Genomic DNA, 21,298 nt, shown 5'->3' on the forward strand with positions numbered 1-21,298 from the left:
AATTTTTTGTATTACATTGTCACGTACTCAGCAAGGAGCTTATATGTATTCTTAATGCCATCGATGTGAGTTCTCTCATAGCCGTGGCTTGCTCTTGTGCCGGGGCCGATAGCGCCGTGTCTGATATCAAAGCCTGCAACAAGCGCGGGATCTGCATCGGTGCCGTAGTGAGGAGTGAAGATATCGGGAACGTAGTCAGCTCCGGATATTCTGCCTGCTTCTTCAAGCTCCCTTGTCATATCGATATTGTAAGGGAAACGGCTGTCCTGACAGAAGACAGATACCTTACGCTCTGAGCTTGTCTGCTCGGGGCCGATGCAGGCGATATCGATTGCGAGGAAATCCTTAACGTCCTCAGGAATAAGTGATCCGCCGTGGCCTATCTCCTCATAGAAGGAGATGTAGATGTATACTTTACGGGAAAGCTTTACCTTTCCATCTTTTACATCATGAAGAAGCTCCATAAGAACAGCTACAAGTGCTTTGTCATCGATGAAGTGAGACTTTATATAGCCGTTAGCATAAGTGAAGCGGGGCTCAATTGCTACATAATCACCGATGTCGATGCCAAGCTTTCTTACATCATCAGCGCTCTTTACATCCTCATCCAGTACAACAAATGAGTTCTTATTAAAATCAGCAACCTCAGTGTTAAGCTCATCCTCTGTTACATGAACGGAGGCATTTTTTCTCTGAACACAGCCTGTAATGACCTTGCCGGAACGGGTGTGAATGCGGACGTTCTCGCGTTCTGTGTGATATGCGTAAAGACCGCCAACCTTGCAGACTTTTATGGTGCCGTCATCGTTGATGTGACGAACCATGAGACCGATTGTGTCGCCGTGCGCGGTGATAAGAAGGGGATTGCCTTCGCCGCCGATTTCGGCAAGGATGCCGCCCTTGTGAAGGGTAGTGGTCTTGAATCCAAGGCTTTCAATCTCCTTTATAAGATAGTCCTGAAGCTCGTGATACTGGCCTGTAACGGAATCGATAGCCAGCTCGTTCTCGAGTTCTTCGAGGAAACGTTTTTCATTAAGTTCGTAGCCCATAATTATTACTTTCTCCTGTTATTATTCTGGTAATATAATGCTTTATCAGCATACATTAGTTTATCAATTTCATTGACTAAATCAAAGTCTAAATTATTGCTTAAACTAAATGTATTACCACCCATTGAAGCGGAGAGCTTATAGGGCTTGTCAGAGCTATCGTTATATTTATCGATTGCTTCGTGTATATAGCTTATGTAATCCTGGACGGAGTGATGGGCAGTTTTATCCAGGATTATGATAAATTCATCACCTGCAAAGCGGATAACGACACCATTTGTAGCAACTACCTGATTAAGGATATCTGTCATGGCTATCAGAGCGTTATCGCCTTCTGTGTGGGAATAAGTATCGTTGATGGCCTTGAAACCGTTCATATCAAGCATGATGGCAGAAAGCTGTTCACCATGTTTTTTTGCTGATTCCATGATCTCGTTTAGGTAGAATCTGTTGAAAGCTCCGGTCAGCTTATCCAGATAGATATTTTCATTCTGAAGGCTGAGGGCAATACAGCAGACGGACACACCGACGCAGGGCCAGATAAGGGAGATACCATAAAAGAAACTCTGACCGAGCATGCCGACTATGATGGGAATCAGGAATTGCCAGGTAGGGAAAAAGCTTAAGAATCTGCCTCTGGCTTTGGCTGCATAATAAACATACTGACCGTATAGAAGGAACATACCTTCTGCGATAATATACATCCAGTAGAGAGGTAGTCTGTAGTATCTGTTGCTTTCATCAATACCAAAAACAATCGGAGTAAACAGGTTTATAAATAAGATGAAGAGTTGAAAGAAAATCAGGGCAGAAAGAAAATATTTTTGCTTTTTGGATTGGTGTTCGTTGATGTGATTAACAATAAGGGTAATGTAGGAAGGTCCTAAAATCGCATTCATGGAAAAGAGGACAGTATTGCCGAGCAGGATGATATAACGCGGTAATACGCCGGGCCTACCATCAAAATAGAAGACGATCGGGTCTGTGATGCAGGCAGCAATTACAGCGGTTATCATCATTAGAAGACTTTGGCTTTCAGAATTCTTGGTCTGAATGCGCCATCCACGACTTAGCAGAAGGACAATCATGATTAAAAAGCCAATTACATTTGAAGCGTAAATTGCAGGTAAATTAATCATGTCAGTATATTTCACCTCATGTAGTATGAGCGCTAAAATCGACAAAAACCTATAGATTAATGGTATTGTAGATAAAAAGCAAAGTCAATCGATGAACTATAAAATGAAAATTTAAAGTATAAAAAAACGATAAAATAAAGAATATAAAATTTTTTAAAAAAGTTGTTGACATTATCTTTGGGGAGCGATATACTACACTAGTCGGTCGGCGAGAGACACCGACGAAAACTGAATATGGCGAGATAGCTCAGTTGGCTAGAGCACGCGGTTCATACCCGCGGTGTCGAGGGTTCGAATCCCCCTCTCGCTATTACAAAAAGAACAACATACAGTATGTATGTTGTTCTTTTTTTTGTATCATGAATAGGATTTGAATGCGAGACACCGCGGGGAGCGGTGGAGAGGGCGCACGAGGTCCGGGGGACCTCGGTTTTGCGCCGACCGAAGCGGAGCGTAGATCGAATCCCCCTCTCGCTATTAAATAAGCAGTATACCTCGTGTATGCTGCTTATTTTTTTACTCATGACAGAGAAATTGACTTACTACAATAAACAACCTACAATATCTATATAAACATCTTAAAGGAGGTTGTTTTATGAGCGACCTTATAATGACTCTTGCGAAGAGAAAAGAAGAGCTTTTGGCAAATAAGCAAATGCTTGAAGAAAGCGTTATAAAATACAGTCTTCCGGGATATATAAATAAAAAGAATATCAGAGGAAAAGAGACCTATTATCTACAGTTTAAGGACAGGTATTACAGGATGACATCTGTATATTTGTCTAAGGAGAAGCTTTTATTATGCCAATATGCTTTTGATAAAAGAGCTGAGTTAGAGACTGCACTTAAAGGTATTGATGAGGATCTTAAGCTTTTGCAAAATATTCCCGTTGAGCCTTGCAACAGAGCAGAAAACGGAAAAATTCTTGATGATGTCATAGGCTTGAGTGCCAGACATAAGACTCTTTTCCAAATAAATTATGATGATTCTCAGGGGAAATATATTATCACTTATTATGGCAAGAAGAAAAAATATGAGATTCCGATGCTCTATGTCAATGAGAACTACCATCAAAGAATAGCGGAATATATTCAATCTGCTTCATGTATTGTTGATGAAGCGGTCGATCGGATGTTCAGTGATGAGATGAAGCAGGGTAGTGATAAACAATATCATTCTTTTAAGGCTCAGACGAAAACAGGAATAAAGTATTCGTATGAAGAAGAGGATATGACATATTTGTTGAATTTCTACTACAAGAAAAGAAAATACACTATAGAATATGAGCCATACTTTATAAATGAAGAGAGGAAAGACTCACTGGAAATATCCAGAATGGGCTTTTATGTTGAGAAGTTTTTACATGAATTGAAATTTAAAGAAGAGGTATCAAGATATCGTGAGCGAAAACAGACTGTTCATACTGAAACAAAAAAATCATGATGTTGCTGTGCTGCAGCTTTCTTTGGAAGGTGATATAGAAAATTATGAAATAATCAATCCTGCAAGAATGCCTTATCTGGGTTCAACTGAGAAAAAACACCTATACTCATGGTGGAAGGACAGAGCTATTCCTGAGGGGAGAGAACGTCTTGTGTATATTCTCAAAGAGTATGACTGCGAGAGTCCGCAGGAATTACTTATGAAAAACCTGGGACTTAGTCTTAACGATACTTACTGGATTTCACCCGCAGAACTAGACCTTACATGGGAGGAAGTGAATCTTTTTGATAATGGCGATGAAACAATAGATTTCCATGATGGTCAAGGTAAAGTCCATTATTCAAACAGTAAAGATGCTGCGTTGGGAGGACATCTTGAGAAGCATTCTGTAAAAATTGATGGCGTATGGTATTTGGATAAATATAGTGATCCCAAATATCCGGGTGGGCTTTTAAATGTTAATGAGCTGTTTGCGTCATTGGTCCATGAAAAGCAGGAATTTAAAGAGTTTGTCAGATATGAATTGTTGAATGAGGGCGATGAGCTGAACAAACTGTGCAGATGTAGATATTTTACTGATGCTGGTCATGAGTTTGTTTCCGCTTTTGAAGTGTCAGGTGGATTCCGTAATAAGAATGAATATAACGGCGAGCTGGAGCTTGAACATTTTATCAGAACTTGTACTGAATTTGGGTTGAAAAGAGAATATGTATGCAACTTTATCGATTACATGATATTAACTGATTTTGCTATATCCAATTCAGATAGACATTGGAATAACTTTGGCATTATCAGGGATAGCGAAACCTTGGAATTTATTTCATTAGCACCAATTTATGATAATGGTAATTCTATGTTTTTTGATGCGTATAATGTCCTGAACAGACCTACAATTCTAAGGGTAGAAGATTCTGGAATAATGAAAAGAGAAACAGACAGGTTAAAGGTTGTAAATGACAGAAGCCTGATTAAAATTGAGCTTTTACCAGAGCCGGAAGAGGTTAGGGATTTTTATATTGAGCACGCAATAAATCGGGCTAAGGCAGACATCATAATGGAGTCATATAAAAATAAAATTGATCTTTTTATGGAGTATCAGAATGGGCTCCCTATTGGATATAATATAGAAATGTTTGAGTATGGTGTGGAGGTTCCGGTAAAAAACAGAAAATTTAATGCCAATTTCTTCAAGGATAGGCCAGATTTATTAACTGATGAAATTAAGAGAAAAATGAACAAATAGCAGAAACACCCAAATGGATTTTGTATGTCGCATAATCGATTTGGGTGTTTCCGCAATTACTACAAAAATATCATTAGTTTACAATATTTTTTAAGACATCTGCCAATACAATAATTTCTAAAAAAATGATAAAATTTGAAAGATTATGTTTAGGGGATGAAAAAGGGGAATAAGGTATGAAAGTAAGCGTGATTATTCCTGCATATAATATTGAAGGCTACATTGGGAAGTGCCTTGATAGCGTATTAGCGCAGGATATTGATCAAAATCAGTTGGAGATTATTGTTGTTGACGATGGATCGACTGATAAAACCGGGGATGTAATTGATGAGTATGCATCAATGCATGATAATATCAGACCTATTCACAAGGAAAATGCAGGAGTTTCTGCTGCCAGAAATGATGGAATAGCAGCAGCTTCAGGTGAATACATCTTCTTTTTCGATGGAGATGATTTCCAGGAGAAGGAGACTTGTAGAGAGCTTGTTGAAATAGCTGAGAGAGAATCTGCTGATGCTGTTATATACGGATACCACAGATTTGAGGATGGTAAGGTATATGAGACCAACTATCCCAGATTTGCTAAGAAGGTCTATGAAGGCAAGTCCATTATTAAGGAAGTCATGCCTGCATTTATCGGCCTTTCCAACAAGGATATCAACAACTGGCTGGCAGGTAAGCCTGACGCCCTCTATGTTGAGAATCCTGCCTTATGGCGAATTTTATGCAAAAAGAGTGTGATTACGAAGAATACTCTTTTATTTGATACAACACTCAAGGTTGGAGAAGATACCTGCTTTATTTCAGAGTATCTCAGCTGCTGCAATAAGGTTTATGTGCAGCAGAAGTGCTATTACTACCTTGTGACACGCTCTACTTCAGCGATTTATAGATACGAGAGAGAGCCTCTTTCAAAGCTCGAAGGCAAGAAAAAACTTAATGATGCCAGAGAGCGACTTGTAAACAGGATCAAGGAGAGATCAGGAGTAGACGTTACAAGCACCTTTGCAGGTACGATCGTTATGTCTGCGGTGGAGGTTGCTTTCAGACTCTCTGAAAAGGATGAGAAGCACTCAAGAAAAGAGCGCTACAATGCTTTCAGAAGCTTTGTGGATGACAAGAGAGTAAGAAAGCTCATCAAGAACTTTAAGATAGGCAAGGGATCCATAGTAAAGAGAATTCCTTTCATATTCCTTAAGATGGGATGGTTCGGGCTTCTGTTCTTGGCAACAGAGATGCTGCATGTTGTGGGATACGAGTTTAAGAGGTAAGAACTAAGGAATATTATGTTTATGAATGGTATATTTTATTTTCCAAAAGAATATATATTGACAAGTCTTTGGCCGATTTATGTTATTTCGTTTGTAGTAGTTCCTTTAATGATAGTTATTTCAATTAAAAAAGTTTTTATTGGAACGAATAAAGATGAATCAGATATTTTTTCTAAGGATACCGCTTTAGTGTATCGAGGGATTGCTGCGCTTATTGTAATGATTCATCACTATGCATTAAGAATTCAACCCCCTCAAAAGATGTTCTATTATTGGTTTGTAGGGTATTTGGCAGTATCAATTTTTTTCTTTCTGTCAGGATATGCGTCTTGGTATCAATTAGAAAGAAAAGCTAATAGATTTTGGGATAAGTATTTTTTTAAAAGACTTATCCGTTTACTATTGCCTTTTGTGATAACTAATACAATTTATGCTTTGTTTTACAGACCTTCAATTACTAATTATTTTAAAGCTATGCTTGCACTTAAACAGATTCGCGGTGAATACAATGAGTGGTCGGTAGTGTGGTTTTTGGCCGCAATTCTTATTTTTACAATGCTATTCTGGATTAGCTTCAGATTTACAAGTCAAAGTGAAATAGGATTGGGAATCTTTGTTATTGGAACTATCATATACATTATTGTAAATGGATTTGTATTACATAACGGTAACTATTGGTATAATAGTGCTTTGGCTTATGCGACTGGTATTGCTTATGGTATATATAGAAAACAAATAAGTACTATTATAAACAGAATGAAGAATATGTTGGTTCCAATATTGACAATAATTTGTGGGGGGATATTGTTTGCAACAACAAAAGGATATCAAGATTGGTGGATTCAAATAATTTGTAGTGAGATTTTTCTATGCTTAATTATTTCTTTGGAGCATAGCTTAAAGTTAAGTTCAATTATGTTAAGTAGATTAGGAAAAGCATCATGGGAAATATTTCTGATTCACCCATTGGTATATTCAGTTTATTATTCCTGTTTTAAAGATTATTTTGGCTTTTCAGGAGTGATTTGTGTAACTATTGGTATTGCGCTTGGAATTCTTATAAATATCTTAGATGAACGATTATTTTCGTTAATAATGAGGTAAGGTTGGAGTATTATTATGGAAATGTCAAAAAAGATAATCCCTCATATATGCACTTTTGTATTGTTTTGCATAGCCGCTTTAATGACACCAATATATGATTTATATCACTCAGATGGGGGGAATATTTCTGGTATTATCGTACCAATAATACTATATGTAGTCGCAGCTTTTGTCTTGTATAAAATACCGACATTGAAGGCATTTAATATAAACGTACCTGATATAGCAACAAAAAATAAAAAACTACTCTTTATACATTATTTTATTCCTATATTTTTCGTAGGACTTATATACTTGGTGGTTTTCTTTCCTGGCACCGGAATGATAGACACAATATATATTATTAGATGGGGAGGTGGGATGATTGGCCAGCATCCATGGATATACTGTCTTCCTATTAAATTACTAACAGTAATTTTTACAAAGTTAAGTATAGGATTTAAGTATATTATTTTCACACTGGCCCTTTTGCAGATTATATTTTGTGCAACAGTATATGCGCTTATACTAATGTGGATGAGAATTCGTAATTTATCAAGAATTGTTGTTCATATTATTTGTGCAGTATATAGTCTTTTACCTATTGGTGATCTATATATGATAACTATTGTAAAGGATGTCCCTTTTTCACTAATTATTCTGGCTTGGTTACCATTATTATATGAGTGCTGGGATACGGAAGGTGAAGTCTTAAGTAATAAGACCTTTTTGGAAATTGCTGTAGTTTTGATCTTTTTTTCAATGCTACGAAATAATGGGGTATATATTACCGGAATTATTATAGTTGCACTTTTTATTATGTATGGTTCAAAAAAGTTTAAGCAGATATTAGTACTTTTTGCTGCTTTATTGATGACTATTTTGATTAATAGTACTGTACTTAGATTCTTTCATGTGGAGCATCTATTCAGAGAGACTATAGGAATTCCTATGCAGCAGATGTCAGCTGTTGTTGCTAATGATGGAGTGCTTTCTGAAAATGATAAGGATTTTCTGAATAACATAATGCCATTAAGTAAAATTAAAGAACAGTATGATCCATATAATTTTGATACGATTAAATATGGTGGGGAAGGTCTAAATGATGACTATCTTAACAATAACAAAAAGTATGTAATGAAAAAATGGATAGATATAGGCAGAAATAATCCGAAGATTTATATGAATGCTTATTTAAAGGCTACATATGGATTTTGGTCTATAAATAATACTCAGGGATGGAATCAAGCATATTACACGTTGCCTAAAGAATTCGAAGGATGGTATGTTGAGAACGGTTTTGATATACAGGACGATGTTTCAAATGACAAATTGGCTTCTGTGATATTTTTCTCGCTGAGAGAGGGACCGTTATTTTGGCTCTTTATGATCCTTTTAGCATCTATGGCTATGCGTAAAGGCTGGAGAATATACTTGATTGGCATACCGATTTTAGCAAATTGGCTTAGTCTTATGGTATCTGTACCTATAGCAATCCAGTTTAGATATGTGCTTTGTGTTATGATATCGATTCCTACAGCTATAGGCATCATGTTGCTTCAGGACAGAGAAGTTGCTGAGAATTAAGCGGATTTTTTAATATGGAAGAAGTTATTAGGAGATTATTAAATTGAGTTTTGTTAAGGTGTTTTTGCACAGTACAAGGCATAAATTATATTTATATAAAAAGTATTATTCGTTTCATAAAAATCATATTTTCATAATAGGAGAGCCTAGACATGGGAATATTGGCGATAGTGCAATAGCTGAGGCTGAAAAAAAGTTTATCTTTGATACGTTTAAGGGAAATTGCAAGATTGCAGATGTCTTTATTGATGATTATGGATATGACTATGAGATGTGGGATAAGCTCATTCAGAAGAAGGATATTATCTGTCTACATGGTGGTGGAAATCTTGGGGATCTCTGGTATGATGAAGAACTCTTTAGAGAGGGAGTTATCGAACGTTTCCATAACAATCGAATAATAATGTTTCCACAGACTATGATGTTCCAATCTGAAGAAAATCTTGAGAGAGCACGCAGAGTATATAATGGGCATAAAAAGCTGACGATGGTTGCAAGAGATCAGATTACATATGAAAGCATGAAAAAGGCTTTTGATAAATGTGACATAGTACTCACCCCTGATATTGTCCTTTCTTTTGGGAATCTTTTTAAGGATTATGACAGTGACCATAGAAATAATATTGGTCTTTGTATGAGGAATGATGTTGAGCGAGCATTAGATGATGATTCCATGAAGGTTCTGTATGAATACCTTGATAAAAAAGGATATGAATACGATTTGTTCGATATGGTTGATGATGTATCTATTACAATTGAGAACAGGTTAGAACTCATTCGTAAAAAGCTAAAGAGAATTTCAGGATATAAGCTTATTATTACGGACAGACTTCATGCTATGGTATTCTGTTCGCTTACCGGTACACCTTGTATCGTATTTGGTAATAATCATCATAAGGTAAGCGGATGCTATGAGTGGATCAAAAACCTTAAACACATTCAGCTTGTTGGATCAGTGGATGAGGCAATTTCACTTATAGATGCCTTTTACAATATTGAAGGACAGAAGGAGAGCCTTAATCTTTCTGATAAGTACAAGCCGCTTATTGATGCTTTTATTTGATGATTTTGGAAAGCTTCTTAAGAAAATGCACATGTATAGAGATAAAATGAGAGGTTATTCAGGCCCCAGATATGCTCCTATACAAAGAGTGCTCAGAAAAAACTATACAGCCAAGACTGTAGATAAGAATCTTTTGTGGTTTTATAACATTGATATAGAACATTTGGGAGATTTTACAATTCCTCAGAGAATAAGAAGAAAAATAGTTCAGAAAATATCTGGATGTTAACTAAAACATGGAATTGTGAAATAAAGGTATGAAAACATGCGAATTGCATTTTTGAATTTGTGCCATACGGATCCTGCACTGGTGGCTAGATGTGCAAGGAGATTGTGCGCTGATCCGGATTTTGATATGTATGTACATGTCGATGCAAAACAGGATATAGAGCCGTTTCAAAAGCATTTGAGCGGTATAGACAGGGTCTTCTTTACACCGAACAGACATAAGGTGTACTGGGGCGGATATAATGCGATACATGCAAGCTTTGAGCTGCTTAGATGTGCGCTTGCAAGTAACAGACATTATGACTATTTTGTCATGATGCAGAATCTGGACTATCCGATCAAAAGTAACAAATACATTAAGGAGTTCTTTGAAGCTAACAGGGGAAGAGAATTCCTTAGAGGTTGTCCGATTGGGGGAACTAAGGACTGGGAATTTTCCAGAAAATATAAGCTTTACTACATGAAGGATAATCCTTATGGTAAAGCATCTATCAAGAATCCTAATAAACTTCTGATTACAGTAGTTTCATCTTTACTCAGCCTTACAACGATTGGTTTTAACGGAACGATAAAAGAAAAAGACCGTGATTATAAGATTCATTACGGTTGTGCGCAGTGGGCAATAACAAGAGATTGCGCGATGTATCTTGATAAATTCGAGAGAACGCACCTTAAGTTCAATAGGAAAATGAAGATTATGCAGTTCCCTGATGAGGAGTACTTCCACACAGTGGTGCATAATTCCATATTTAAAACACATTGCGTAAAGTATGATGAGCCTGAGCAGAGATGGCTTGTCAACTGGAGAAACCTTACGTATTTTGAGTTTCCAAGAGAAGTATCAGTTCTTACAAGTGCTGATTATGAGAAGCTTAAAGGATTACCGGATTTGTTTTGCAGAAAAGTAAGGAGTGAGGTGTCCGGAGGTCTGTTAGACCTTTTGGATGCAGAGGTGAAATAAAAGTAATTATTCGGAAAGCTGATGAGTATGAATATCGTAGATCGTGTCCTAAATAAGATAGTTTCTTATCGGATAAATAATAAGATTTTTACTAAAGATATTGCTAGAAAGATGCCCATTTATTCTTCATGGCATGTTAAGTGGTCTGGAGTAAAGAAAGGGTGTATACGTTTGGAAACAGATGAGATATATCCTGGTATGTTACAGATAGGCTTTGACAGAATTGCTACAGGCTTGCTTGGAGGAAAAACGTCAAGTGTAGTTATTGAAGGAAATGGCTGCATTGTTTTTAAAGGAAAGGCAGATCTGTCGCAGGGGATATCTATACGTGTGACGGATAATGCAATTATCTCTATAGGAAGCGGTATTTATACCAATGGATATTGTTCTATAAGGTGCAGAAAAAACATTAGTATAGGAAAAGATAATATGTGGGGATGGAATGTGCTGGTTATGGATACAGATGGACATCCTATATATGATTCCCAAAATAACGTTATTAACGAAAACAAGCCCATTGAGATTGGGGATAACGTCTGGATAGGTGCAGAAAGCAGAGTTTTAAAAGGGGCAGTTGTGCCTGATGGCTGCATTGTAGGAATGGGAAGTGTTGTTACAAGAAAAGAAAAAAGTATGAATGCTATTTTAGTAGGTACACCTGCAAAAGTAGTTAAAGAAAATATTTCCTGGTATAGAGGAGACTTTAAGAAATAATATGGTCTGCAGTGAGACTTTATTGAATGGAGAGTATGTTTGAAATGAAACGAAGGATTGGCATAGTTACACTTGTTGATTACAATCTTGGAAATCGATTGCAAAATTATGCTCTGCAGGAATTCCTTAAGGATAAAGGATATGCTGTAGCAACCATAGGCTGGAGAAAATTCGATAGAAAAAAAGTTATTGTAAAATCTATTATCAAGAAAGTTTATTTAAAATTAACAGGGAAAAAGTCTTATAACTATACATGGGAATTGTTTGATTTAAATATTGATTGGTCAGATGTCATTATTCCATACGATGCTAAAAATGTTGAGGAGAATGTAAAAGAAAAATTCGATTGTTTTGCTGTTGGAAGTGATCAGGTATGGAATCCGAATTTTTATTATTATGTGCCGAGAGCATTTCTTGAATATGCTGATGATGATCAGAAGGTGGCGTTTTCGGCAAGCTTTGGAGTATCAGATATTCCGCAGGAAAATGTCGAAGAATATACAAAAGCTCTTTCATCATTTAGGCAAATATCAGTACGTGAAGATGCTGGCGCAGAGATAGTAAAGAAGCTTACAGGAAAAGATGCTCAGGTGCTTGTAGACCCGACAATGTTAATGAGCAAGGAAAGATGGAGTCTGCTTGCTAAAAAAAGCAAGTTTAAACCTAAGGGGAAATTTGTAGTTAAGTATTTCCTGGGAGAAGTATCAAAAGAATATGATGAGTTCATAGAAAAGAAAGCCAGAGAATTAGGAGCTCAGATAATTGATGTTCTTCATTCGGATGAAACGTGGATAATTGGACCTTCTGAATTTGTATATCTTTATGAACATGCAGAAGCTGCATTTGTTGACTCTTTTCATGGAAGTGTATTTTCAATCCTTTTTAACAAGCCATTTGCTGTATTTGATAGAATCGGTACAGAAGGAACTGGAAATATGAATTCCAGAATAGATACCTTGCTTAGAACCTTTGAACTTGAAAATCATAGAATAGCTAATTTGAGTGCAGTTGAAAACCTGGATATGAATTTTGATGTCGAAAAGGTGCAAAGGATATTAGAAGTGAAACGAAAGGAAGCATCTGATTTTGCAGATAAGGCCTTTCGCTAGGGAGAATTAGATGGAAAACTATCCAATATGTTTGGCTGCGTATAGTACCGACAAAGATAGAATTAAATCATCATCCGGAGGAATTTTTGCTGAAATAGCAAAAAGAGTGATAGATAATTCCGGGATAGTAGTTGGTGCTACCATCGATACTGAAGGGAAAGTATATCATAAGTATATAACAACAAAAGAAGAAATATATGATCTTATGGGCAGTAAATATGTTCAAAGTGATGTTGGGATGGTATATAAGTCGGTTAAGTCTTTTCTGAAAGAGGGAAAGCAGGTTCTTTTTTGTGGAACACCCTGTCAGGCTCAGGGACTGATAAATTATTTAAGGGGTAAGCCGGATAAGCTTATTCTGATGGATTTTATTTGTCATGGAGTACCAAGTTTTAAGGTTTTTAATACATATCTTAAAGAGATTTCAGAAGGTCGCGAGATTGATAGAATCAATTTCAGAGACAAGGAAAATGGATGGTTAGATTATTCTTTTAAGGTAAAGTATAAGAATGGGGATGTATTTAAGACTATATTCAGAGACAATAACTACATGAAGGGGTTCATTATTAATTTCTTTTTGAGACCATCATGCTATGAATGTGGATTTAAGGGCATAAATAGAAATACAGATATTACAATGGGGGATTTTTGGGGAATCGAGGAAGAGGAACCGGATTTTTATGACAAAAATGGAGTATCGGTCCTTTTACTGCATAATGAGAAGGCCAAGCAACTAATTACAGATATTATTGATGTTATAGTAAGCAAAGAAATAGATGTTGAAGAGGTAATAAAACACAACCCTTCTTTGGTGAAGACTTCAGAGAAACATATAATGCATGACCTTTTCTTTATGACTATGAGAAGAGGCGTCAACAGGGCTATAGAAGGTATTATTAAGCCTAATAAGCTTCAGAAGGTAAGAAATAAAATTTATAGAGGGATTTATAAACTATATAGTAAAACGTCTCTTTTCCAGCCTAAGGATAAGACAACTGGTAAAGCTCCGGTATTATACACCGAAAAGGACAAATGTTGTGGATGTTACGCATGCGTTAATACATGTCCTAAAGGTATTATTTCGATGCGAGAGGACCAAGAGGGATTCATGTATCCTGTCATTGATAAGAACTTATGTGTTGGCTGTAACAGCTGCATCAAAGTCTGCCCTATCAATAATAGTATCAATAAAAACTAAAATATAGTTACAATATGAATTGATTATTATTTGCCGCAAGGGTCTAAAACAGGCTTCTTTGCGGCTTTTTATGTAGCTATCATCTTCTTGTTTTACAAATACTACAAAATAATCATTAGTAAATTTTTATTTTTAAGACAAATGCCAATATATTTATATGAAAATAAATGTTAAAATTTCAAAGATTATGTGTAAATATGTTACGATGCGCGTAATTTAGGGAAGTTTTGATTGTTAATTTGAGAAATTATATTATTGGGTAATTTTTGAGGGAAAATGAGGCAAATCATTACTGGTATGGAAAAAGAGTATATGGAATATAAGATATCGGTTATTATCCCGGTATATAAGGTTGAGAAATATCTACGAAGATGTGTGGACTCGATCATAAATCAAACGTATAGAAATCTGGAAATTATACTTATTGATGATGGGTCAAACGATGGATGTTCTGCTATATGTGATGAGTATGCGATACAAGACAATCGAGTTAAGACTATTCATAAAGAGAATGGAGGCCTTTCATCTGCCAGAAATGCAGGTCTTGAAAATGCTACAGGTGAAATAATAGCACTTGTTGATTCTGATGATTATATAAATAGTAATATGTTTTCGGATATGATGAAACAGTTTATTGAGAATGACGCAGATATTGTAATGTGTGATTATCAATATGCATATTCGGATGAGGCTGATAGTAAGAGTAATAGTAGTAATAACAATCCTATAGTAACAATTATTGATGGTAAAAGTGCTCAGTATCAGGCAAATGAATCATATGAAAGAAGAGTAACATTTACAGTTGCGTGGAATAAATTATATAGAAAAGAATTGTTCGACGGTATAACCTATCCTGAAGGAAGGATACATGAGGATGAGGCCAGGACGCATAGACTGTTGTATAGAGCTAAAAAAATAGCATATATAGAATACCCATATTATTACTATTTTCAGAGACAGGATAGTATAGTCGGCAAAAAAGTAACAAGAGTTAACCTTCAACTGATTGATGCATATCTGGATAAGCTTGAATTTTATAGAGAACATAATGAATATGAGTTATGGTCGATTGAAGCTATTCATGCAATGCATATGATGTGCTACCTGAATAAGCGATTTGTTGATGCTAAAGCTGATATTGAGATAGTCAGGGAGCCACAATGGAGAAAATTGTGTGATGAACTAAGGCTTTATCCTAAAGCTGGAAAGCTCAAGTTTTCTCAAAAGGCTGAAGTGAATTTTTTCCTCATATGTCCAAGCATGTATTTGTGCGTATGGGAAAGATTTAAGAAGTGATTAAAATGAATGATTTAGTTAGTGTAGTTATTCCAATATATAATTCTGAAAAGAATTTGGAAAAATGTTTAGATAGTATACTTTCTCAAACATATAAGAATTTGGAAATAATCCTTATAAATGATGGATCAACGGATAGTAGCTCAGACATATGCAAGAAGTATGCTGATAAAGATACAAGAATAAAGTATATAGAGAAGAAAAATGAAGGACAGTCGATTACTCGTAATAGAGGAATTGATGAATCCAGTGGGCGTTATCTGTATTTTATGGATAGTGATGATTATGTTGATTCTTGTTTTATCGAAAAGGCTTTAGCGGAATTAATTAGTAATAAAGCTGATAGTGCTATATTCAATTACTATCATATATATGATAATGGAAAGCCTGTAAAAGAGCGTGATTTCTTGGAGGGATTGTATGATCTGACAACAGGAAATGACAGATATAATTTTTTCGTAAAGGTGTTCTTACCATATAGGTGTGGGTTTGAAGTTTGGAATAGAATCTATGATGCAAATATTATCAAAAATAATAATCTAAGATTTCCAATATTTAAACCGGTAGTAGGAGAAGATTTATGCTTCAATTTCCTATATTTTTTATGTACTGGGAAAATATATGTGTCTAACGACAGATATTATTACTATGTTCATAACGAAGGATCTACTATGGACCTTAATAAAGGGGATATTCAGCTTAACAGGTATAACGAGATTAGTAAGATAGGTTATGAGTTTATTGAGCAGAGAGATTCACTTGATTATCTGAAAAAAAATTATGCATATATAAATATTCTCCTTGCATACCATGAACTAATGCATTATGGATTAAAAGAATCTAAAGAACAACTCAGGTGCATCAAGGATAAAAACCATTTTAAACGCATGTTAAGAATAAATCCTGGGAGTATTAGGGCAATTATAAAGGCAATTGGAATTGGTAGAGGTATAAAGTATACGCTACTTGGAATGTTTTATAAGACAGCTATGTAGTATTTTTAATGAGGTTTTTTGTATGAAAAAAGATGCACTTATAAGTGTTATTGTACCTATTTACATGGTGCAGGATTATTTGGGTAAATGTGTAAAAAGCATAAGAAATCAGACATACGACAATCTGGAGATCATACTTGTGGATGATGGCTCCAAGGATGATTGTGGCAAAATGTGTGATGAATTTGCCAAGGAGGATGAGAGAATCCGTGTAATTCATAAAGTAAACGGAGGCCTCTCAGATGCCAGAAATGCAGGAATTGAAGTCGCAAAGGGTAAGTACTTTGTCTTTATTGATTCAGATGATTATATTCATACTCAGATGATAGAGTGCCTGGTGAAACCGGTTGAGGAGGGACAGGCTGATATGAGTGTATGTGAATACACAAATGTCAGAGATGATGATGAACCTGTTATGGATGAGATCAGTGAGCCGGAAACAATAATAATAGAGAGTACTGCTGATAAGAGACAGTACTTTTTATGTGAGACCTATGTAAAATTTACCGTGGCCTGGAATAAGCTCTATCCCAGGGAATATTTTGAGAATGTAAGATATCCCAAGGGCAAAATCCATGAGGATGAGTTTACAACATATAAGCTACTTGAGAAAGCAGATAAGGTGGCATATATAACAGCTCCTCTTTATTACTACGTGCAAAGAGGCAGCAGCATAATGGGTGAGGGCTTTAGCAAGAAAAGTCTTGACCGCTTTGAGGCCCTGGATCAGAGAATAAATTATTACATGAAGCAGGGTAACTATGATTGGGCCGAGAAGGTTCATTCAATTTACAGAATGATGTTCATTCATGACGCCAGAAAGGTCAACATGAGTGATGACTTTGATTATTCCGTTTTGGACAGTTCGCTGAAACGTTTTAAGGATACGACACTTAAAAATGTCTTTAAATATCCTATTTCCTTTAAGCATAAGTTGGGATATTTATTTATGGCTATGTTTCCCAAGAAGTATTTGGGAAAGAGAATTTGAAAAAAGTATTTGTTGAGTTTTGATTGAAAGATAGGTTAGAAATGGGAAATAAGAAAAAAATTGCAATAAACATGGTGGCACAGTTCCTCTCATTTATCTTGAGTTTAGGTATTAACTTCTTTCTGGCACCATTTATCACCAAGAGTGTAGGTAAGGAGGTATATGGATTCGTTAATCTGGCTTTCCAGATGACAGGATATATCAGTATTTTTACAACCGCATTGAATGCGATGCTCGGTCGTTACATTACAGTTAATATAGGAAAAAAAGATTATGAATCAGCAAGGTCATATTTTTCATCGGCCATGGTTGCAAATGCTATATTGACTGCTATTTGTTTTGTTCCGGTAACAGTAGGAATTCTATTCATAAATCATTGGCTTGATGTTCCTGCTCAGAATCTTGTTGATGTACAGCTCCTTTGGGCATTTATTTTCTTTGATTTCTTTGCGAGACTCATTACAAATGGATATGGGGTATCAACATATGCTGCTAACAGACTTGATCTGTCTTCAAAGAGGGCAATGGAATCAACAATAATGAGAGCAGTAATTCTCGTGACTATGTTTATATTCCTGCCGTCAAGAATATGGTATGTGGGATTCACTAAATTTATATGTGGTTTCTATGTAATTGCTACAGATATTTACTTTACAAAAAAGCTTACACCTAAGCTTTATTTTGAAAAGAATCTTGTAAAAATAGAATCAATTAAAAAGCTTGTTAAGACAGGTATATGGAATACTGTACAGCAGGTATCATCAATACTTGTAAATGGATGTGACACACTTATCACAAACATTTATATCAATGCTGCGTCAATGACACTTATGAGCTTTGCAAAGACTATTCCCAATTATCTGATGTCTATAATTGGTATAGTGTGTACATCCTTTGCACCGCAGATGACACTTCTGTATGGTGAAGGAGATATGGATAAGTTTGTAAATTATGTTAAGAGCGCTATAAAGGTTTGCGGTTTTATCTGTTCAATTCCGATTCTCGGGTTTATTGCATTTGGAACCAAATTTTTCTCATTATGGCTTCCTACTCTGAATACTGGAGAAATATATACTATACAGGTTCTTTCTATAATGATACTTGCGCAGACTGTATTTGACGTGTATATCTATCCGCTTTATACAGTTAATCAGATTACTACAAGACTTAAGCTTCCGGTATTTGTGTCTTTGGGAATAGGTGTATGTAATATATTTGGATCTATCCTGTTATGTATTCATACTGATTTAGGGGTATATGCTATTCAGATTGTAAGTTCAATATTACTTACTGCCAGAGTATTTTTCTTTGCGCCCATTTATGCAGCATATATTCTTAATCAGAAGTGGTGGACGTTTTACATACCGATTATTCGTGGTGCAATATCTTCAGCCATTGTTTTGACTATATTTGGAGCAGTAGCATATTTTGTACCGGTAAACTCATGGCTGATGCTTGCTGTAGTAGCTGTTTGCTGTGGAGCAATTGGATATGCGGTAAACTACGTTATAGTACTTAATGCAGATGAGCGCGATATGGTCAAGGTCATGATTGCTAAGAGACTTAAGAAATATAAGAAGAGTTAAACTGCGTCGGGAATAAGGAGTTAGGAATTGAAAGTTGGAATTATGTCCATGCAAAGAATAATCAATTATGGTTCTTTTTTGCAGTCATATAGTTTGAAGAAAAACCTGGAAATGATGGGCGCTTCTGTTGAAATGGTCGATTATCATGTGGAAAAACCGCTTGTTTTTCATCCAAAGCCGATAAAAAAGAGTGCACTGAAAAAAAACAAAAGCAGGATTGAACAGGCATTAAGAAACAGATTGCTATTTCCACATAGATTAAGCAATGAGGTAATTGATAAAAACAAGGAACTGGAAAAAAATATTCACAGCACATATAAAAAAGAAATGCTTCCATTGCTTGGAGTGACAGAAGAGAAGAATTACAATCCTGAACTTGATCTTCTTGTTATAGGAAGTGACGAAGTGTTTAATTGTCTTCAGCCCAATTCGGCTGTTGGTTATTCAAAGGAATTGTTTGGTTATAACAGTAAAGCAAAGAAGATTATAAGCTATGCGGCTTCCTTTGGTAATACCATGAAGGAAGGTCTTGAGAAGTATGGCATCTTTAATGAAATAAGTGATATGCTTCATAAACTTGATGGAGTATCTGTAAGGGATAAGAATTCATTAAGCTTAGTAGAGAATATGGGGTGTCAGGACGTACAAAAAAATGTTGATCCTGTTTTTCTCTATGATTATGAGGATGAAACAAAGATAGATGTACCTGAATCCGGTTACATTGTGGTTTATTCCTATAGCTTCAGAATTGATCAAAAGGAATCTGCTGCAATACTGAGATTTGCGAAGAAACATAATAAAAAAGTTATCTGTGTTGAAGGGTATCATCCATATTTGGAGAACTATGTCGCTCTTAATCCGTTTGAAGTGTTGGCGTATTTCAAAAATGCAGATTATATAGTTACGGATACATTCCACGGCACTGTTTTTTCCATTAAGTACAATAAGCCATTTGTATCTATTGTCAGAGGTGGTACAGAAGGAAGCTATGGTAATAGCGAGAAACTTACTGATCTGCTTGATACATTTTCATTAAAGGATAGAGAGCTCAAGAACCTGGACGAACTCGAAGAGAAACTATTAACGACCATTGATTATAAGACGGTAAATGAAAAAATAGCTGACGAGAAAAGAAAATCTCTGGAATACTTGAAGCACTTTGTATGTGAGAGTAACTGATAATTATTCTATTGAACTGAGAGTACTATATGAAATTATGTGATATAGAAAAATGTACAGGATGTGGTGCCTGTGTAAATATCTGCCCGAAGAAGGCTATAGCTATGGCTGAAACAGATACAGGCAAGACAGTCTGGTCTATAGATGAAACGCAGTGTGTTGAGTGCGGCATGTGCGAGAAGACCTGCCCTGTATTAAATAGCTCTGATTTTAATGAGCCTATAAAAACACTTGCAGCATGGACATTAAACGAGAAGGATCAGCAGACCTGTGCATCAGGAGGAATTGCTACTGCTTTATATAAGGTTGTGCTTGAAAAGAATGGAACTATATACGGATGTGATTATGATAGCGAGTTGAAACCTGTTATCAGGGGATATGAAGATACTTCTGATTTGGAAAAATTTAAGTCTTCAAAATATGTCCAAAGTATAACAGGCTTTAGTTATCAACAGGTAAAAGAGGATTTGAATAATGGTCGAATGGTTTTGTATATTGGAACACCATGTCAAATAGATGGGTTGCAACATTTTCTTGGGAAAAAGTATAGCAACCTTTATACAGTTGATATTATATGCCACGGAGTGCCACCATATAAATATTTTCAAGAGTATATAGCTTCATTAGGTTTTAAGGAGAAAATTACTTCTGTGGCATTTAGAGGAAAGCGGGATTTTTGCTTAAGCTTATATAATGAAGAAAATCTAATATATTGGCGGTATTCTGATTTTGACTATTACTATCTCTCGTTCCTGAGAGGAATAATATATAGGGATAACTGTTATGAATGCAGATATGCAAAGAAAGACAGAATTTCAGATATTACTATAGGGGATTTTTGGGGATTGGATAAGAAAACCCTACAAAAGCCATATGATGGAAGAATATCTACTATTCTTGTGAACACTTCAAAGGGACAGGAACTATTGGATATGGCAGTCAATCATATCTATGTAGAAGAACGTTTGTTGGATGAGGCACTAAAATATAATGAGCAATTGAATCACCCTATGGTGGTACATGAGGATAGAGAGATATTTTTAAATAATCTTGATAAAGGAGTTTATAAAGCTCTTTGTAGTACAAGAACAGGTAAAGAAATTACCCGAAAGAGGATAAAGAATAAAGTCAGAAAATTATTGGGACGTAGTTGATTAAGAAA

General features: G+C 35.7%; 19 protein-coding genes and 1 tRNA gene. 18 read left to right on the forward strand and 2 right to left on the reverse strand.

All coding sequences use genetic code 11. From position 1 onward, the window contains the following. Positions 1-11: 11 nt before the first annotated feature. Together G587_RS0119810 and G587_RS0119815 are read right to left on the reverse strand one after the other, a co-directional pair. Positions 12-1,049, reverse strand: coding sequence for a M42 family metallopeptidase (locus G587_RS0119810; protein ID WP_026493662.1), 1,038 nt, complete (start codon positions 1,047-1,049; stop codon positions 12-14). 5 nt (positions 1,050-1,054) lie between these two features. After that, positions 1,055-2,188: a GGDEF domain-containing protein gene (locus G587_RS0119815; protein WP_026493663.1), complete on the reverse strand. Its 1,134-nt coding sequence runs from the start codon at positions 2,186-2,188 to the stop codon at positions 1,055-1,057. Between the two features lie 236 nt (positions 2,189-2,424). On the opposite strand from G587_RS0119815, the gene G587_RS0119820 reads away from it, so the two are divergent. From G587_RS0119820 to G587_RS23780, 18 genes are all read left to right on the forward strand, one after another. Next, positions 2,425-2,498 (forward strand) — tRNA-Met (locus G587_RS0119820). Between the two features lie 285 nt (positions 2,499-2,783). After that, complete coding sequence (locus tag G587_RS0119825; protein ID WP_026493664.1) at positions 2,784-3,632, forward strand: hypothetical protein; 849 nt, start codon at positions 2,784-2,786, stop codon at positions 3,630-3,632. After that, on the forward strand, positions 3,589-4,875 hold the full coding sequence (locus G587_RS0119830) for a hypothetical protein (protein WP_026493665.1): 1,287 nt from the start codon (positions 3,589-3,591) through the stop codon (positions 4,873-4,875). Before G587_RS0119825 ends, G587_RS0119830 begins: the two co-directional genes overlap by 44 nt. Positions 4,876-5,051: 176 nt before the next feature. Continuing rightward, positions 5,052-6,146 (forward strand): glycosyltransferase family 2 protein, encoded by a 1,095-nt coding sequence (locus G587_RS24820; protein ID WP_026493666.1) that lies wholly within the window; start codon positions 5,052-5,054, stop codon positions 6,144-6,146. 21 nt (positions 6,147-6,167) lie between these two features. Beyond that, positions 6,168-7,250 (forward strand): acyltransferase family protein, encoded by a 1,083-nt coding sequence (locus G587_RS0119840; RefSeq protein ID WP_196812630.1) that lies wholly within the window; start codon positions 6,168-6,170, stop codon positions 7,248-7,250. A 15-nt stretch (positions 7,251-7,265) separates the two neighbouring features. Continuing rightward, entirely contained in the window at positions 7,266-8,816 is a 1,551-nt protein-coding gene (locus G587_RS0119845; RefSeq protein WP_026493668.1) for a DUF6020 family protein, read from the forward strand. A 43-nt stretch (positions 8,817-8,859) separates the two neighbouring features. Beyond that, entirely contained in the window at positions 8,860-9,879 is a 1,020-nt protein-coding gene (locus G587_RS0119850; protein WP_026493669.1) for a polysaccharide pyruvyl transferase family protein, read from the forward strand. Continuing rightward, positions 9,866-10,108 carry a hypothetical protein gene (locus tag G587_RS0119855; protein ID WP_207637487.1) on the forward strand — a complete coding sequence of 81 codons (243 nt, stop codon included), beginning with the start codon at positions 9,866-9,868 and terminating at the stop codon, positions 10,106-10,108. The genes G587_RS0119850 and G587_RS0119855 overlap by 14 nt, the downstream gene beginning before the upstream one ends. Positions 10,109-10,144: 36 nt before the next feature. Continuing rightward, positions 10,145-11,068: a beta-1,6-N-acetylglucosaminyltransferase gene (locus G587_RS0119860; RefSeq protein ID WP_081673534.1), complete on the forward strand. Its 924-nt coding sequence runs from the start codon at positions 10,145-10,147 to the stop codon at positions 11,066-11,068. Between the two features lie 27 nt (positions 11,069-11,095). Continuing rightward, positions 11,096-11,782 (forward strand): acyltransferase, encoded by a 687-nt coding sequence (locus G587_RS23755; protein ID WP_196812631.1) that lies wholly within the window; start codon positions 11,096-11,098, stop codon positions 11,780-11,782. A gap of 44 nt (positions 11,783-11,826) precedes the next feature. Next, complete coding sequence (locus G587_RS0119870) at positions 11,827-12,891, forward strand: polysaccharide pyruvyl transferase family protein (protein WP_196812632.1); 1,065 nt, start codon at positions 11,827-11,829, stop codon at positions 12,889-12,891. 10 nt (positions 12,892-12,901) lie between these two features. After that, positions 12,902-14,089 (forward strand): Coenzyme F420 hydrogenase/dehydrogenase, beta subunit C-terminal domain, encoded by a 1,188-nt coding sequence (locus G587_RS24825; RefSeq protein ID WP_051201185.1) that lies wholly within the window; start codon positions 12,902-12,904, stop codon positions 14,087-14,089. A gap of 297 nt (positions 14,090-14,386) precedes the next feature. Continuing rightward, positions 14,387-15,385 (forward strand): glycosyltransferase family 2 protein, encoded by a 999-nt coding sequence (locus tag G587_RS23765; RefSeq protein ID WP_196812633.1) that lies wholly within the window; start codon positions 14,387-14,389, stop codon positions 15,383-15,385. A gap of 5 nt (positions 15,386-15,390) precedes the next feature. Then, positions 15,391-16,380 (forward strand): glycosyltransferase family 2 protein, encoded by a 990-nt coding sequence (locus G587_RS24830; protein WP_026493673.1) that lies wholly within the window; start codon positions 15,391-15,393, stop codon positions 16,378-16,380. A 22-nt stretch (positions 16,381-16,402) separates the two neighbouring features. Next, positions 16,403-17,371, forward strand: coding sequence for a glycosyltransferase family 2 protein (locus G587_RS23775; protein ID WP_051201187.1), 969 nt, complete (start codon positions 16,403-16,405; stop codon positions 17,369-17,371). A gap of 41 nt (positions 17,372-17,412) precedes the next feature. Next, complete coding sequence (locus G587_RS0119895; RefSeq protein WP_026493674.1) at positions 17,413-18,957, forward strand: lipopolysaccharide biosynthesis protein; 1,545 nt, start codon at positions 17,413-17,415, stop codon at positions 18,955-18,957. 27 nt (positions 18,958-18,984) lie between these two features. After that, a complete protein-coding gene (locus tag G587_RS0119900; RefSeq protein ID WP_026493675.1) occupies positions 18,985-20,136 on the forward strand; it encodes a polysaccharide pyruvyl transferase family protein in 1,152 nt (383 codons plus the stop codon). A gap of 29 nt (positions 20,137-20,165) precedes the next feature. Continuing rightward, positions 20,166-21,290 carry a Coenzyme F420 hydrogenase/dehydrogenase, beta subunit C-terminal domain gene (locus tag G587_RS23780; RefSeq protein WP_081679540.1) on the forward strand — a complete coding sequence of 375 codons (1,125 nt, stop codon included), beginning with the start codon at positions 20,166-20,168 and terminating at the stop codon, positions 21,288-21,290. The last annotated feature ends 8 nt before the right edge of the window (positions 21,291-21,298 follow it).

Source organism: Butyrivibrio sp. XPD2002, assembly GCF_000423945.1.
Classification (GTDB): domain Bacteria; phylum Bacillota; class Clostridia; order Lachnospirales; family Lachnospiraceae; genus Butyrivibrio.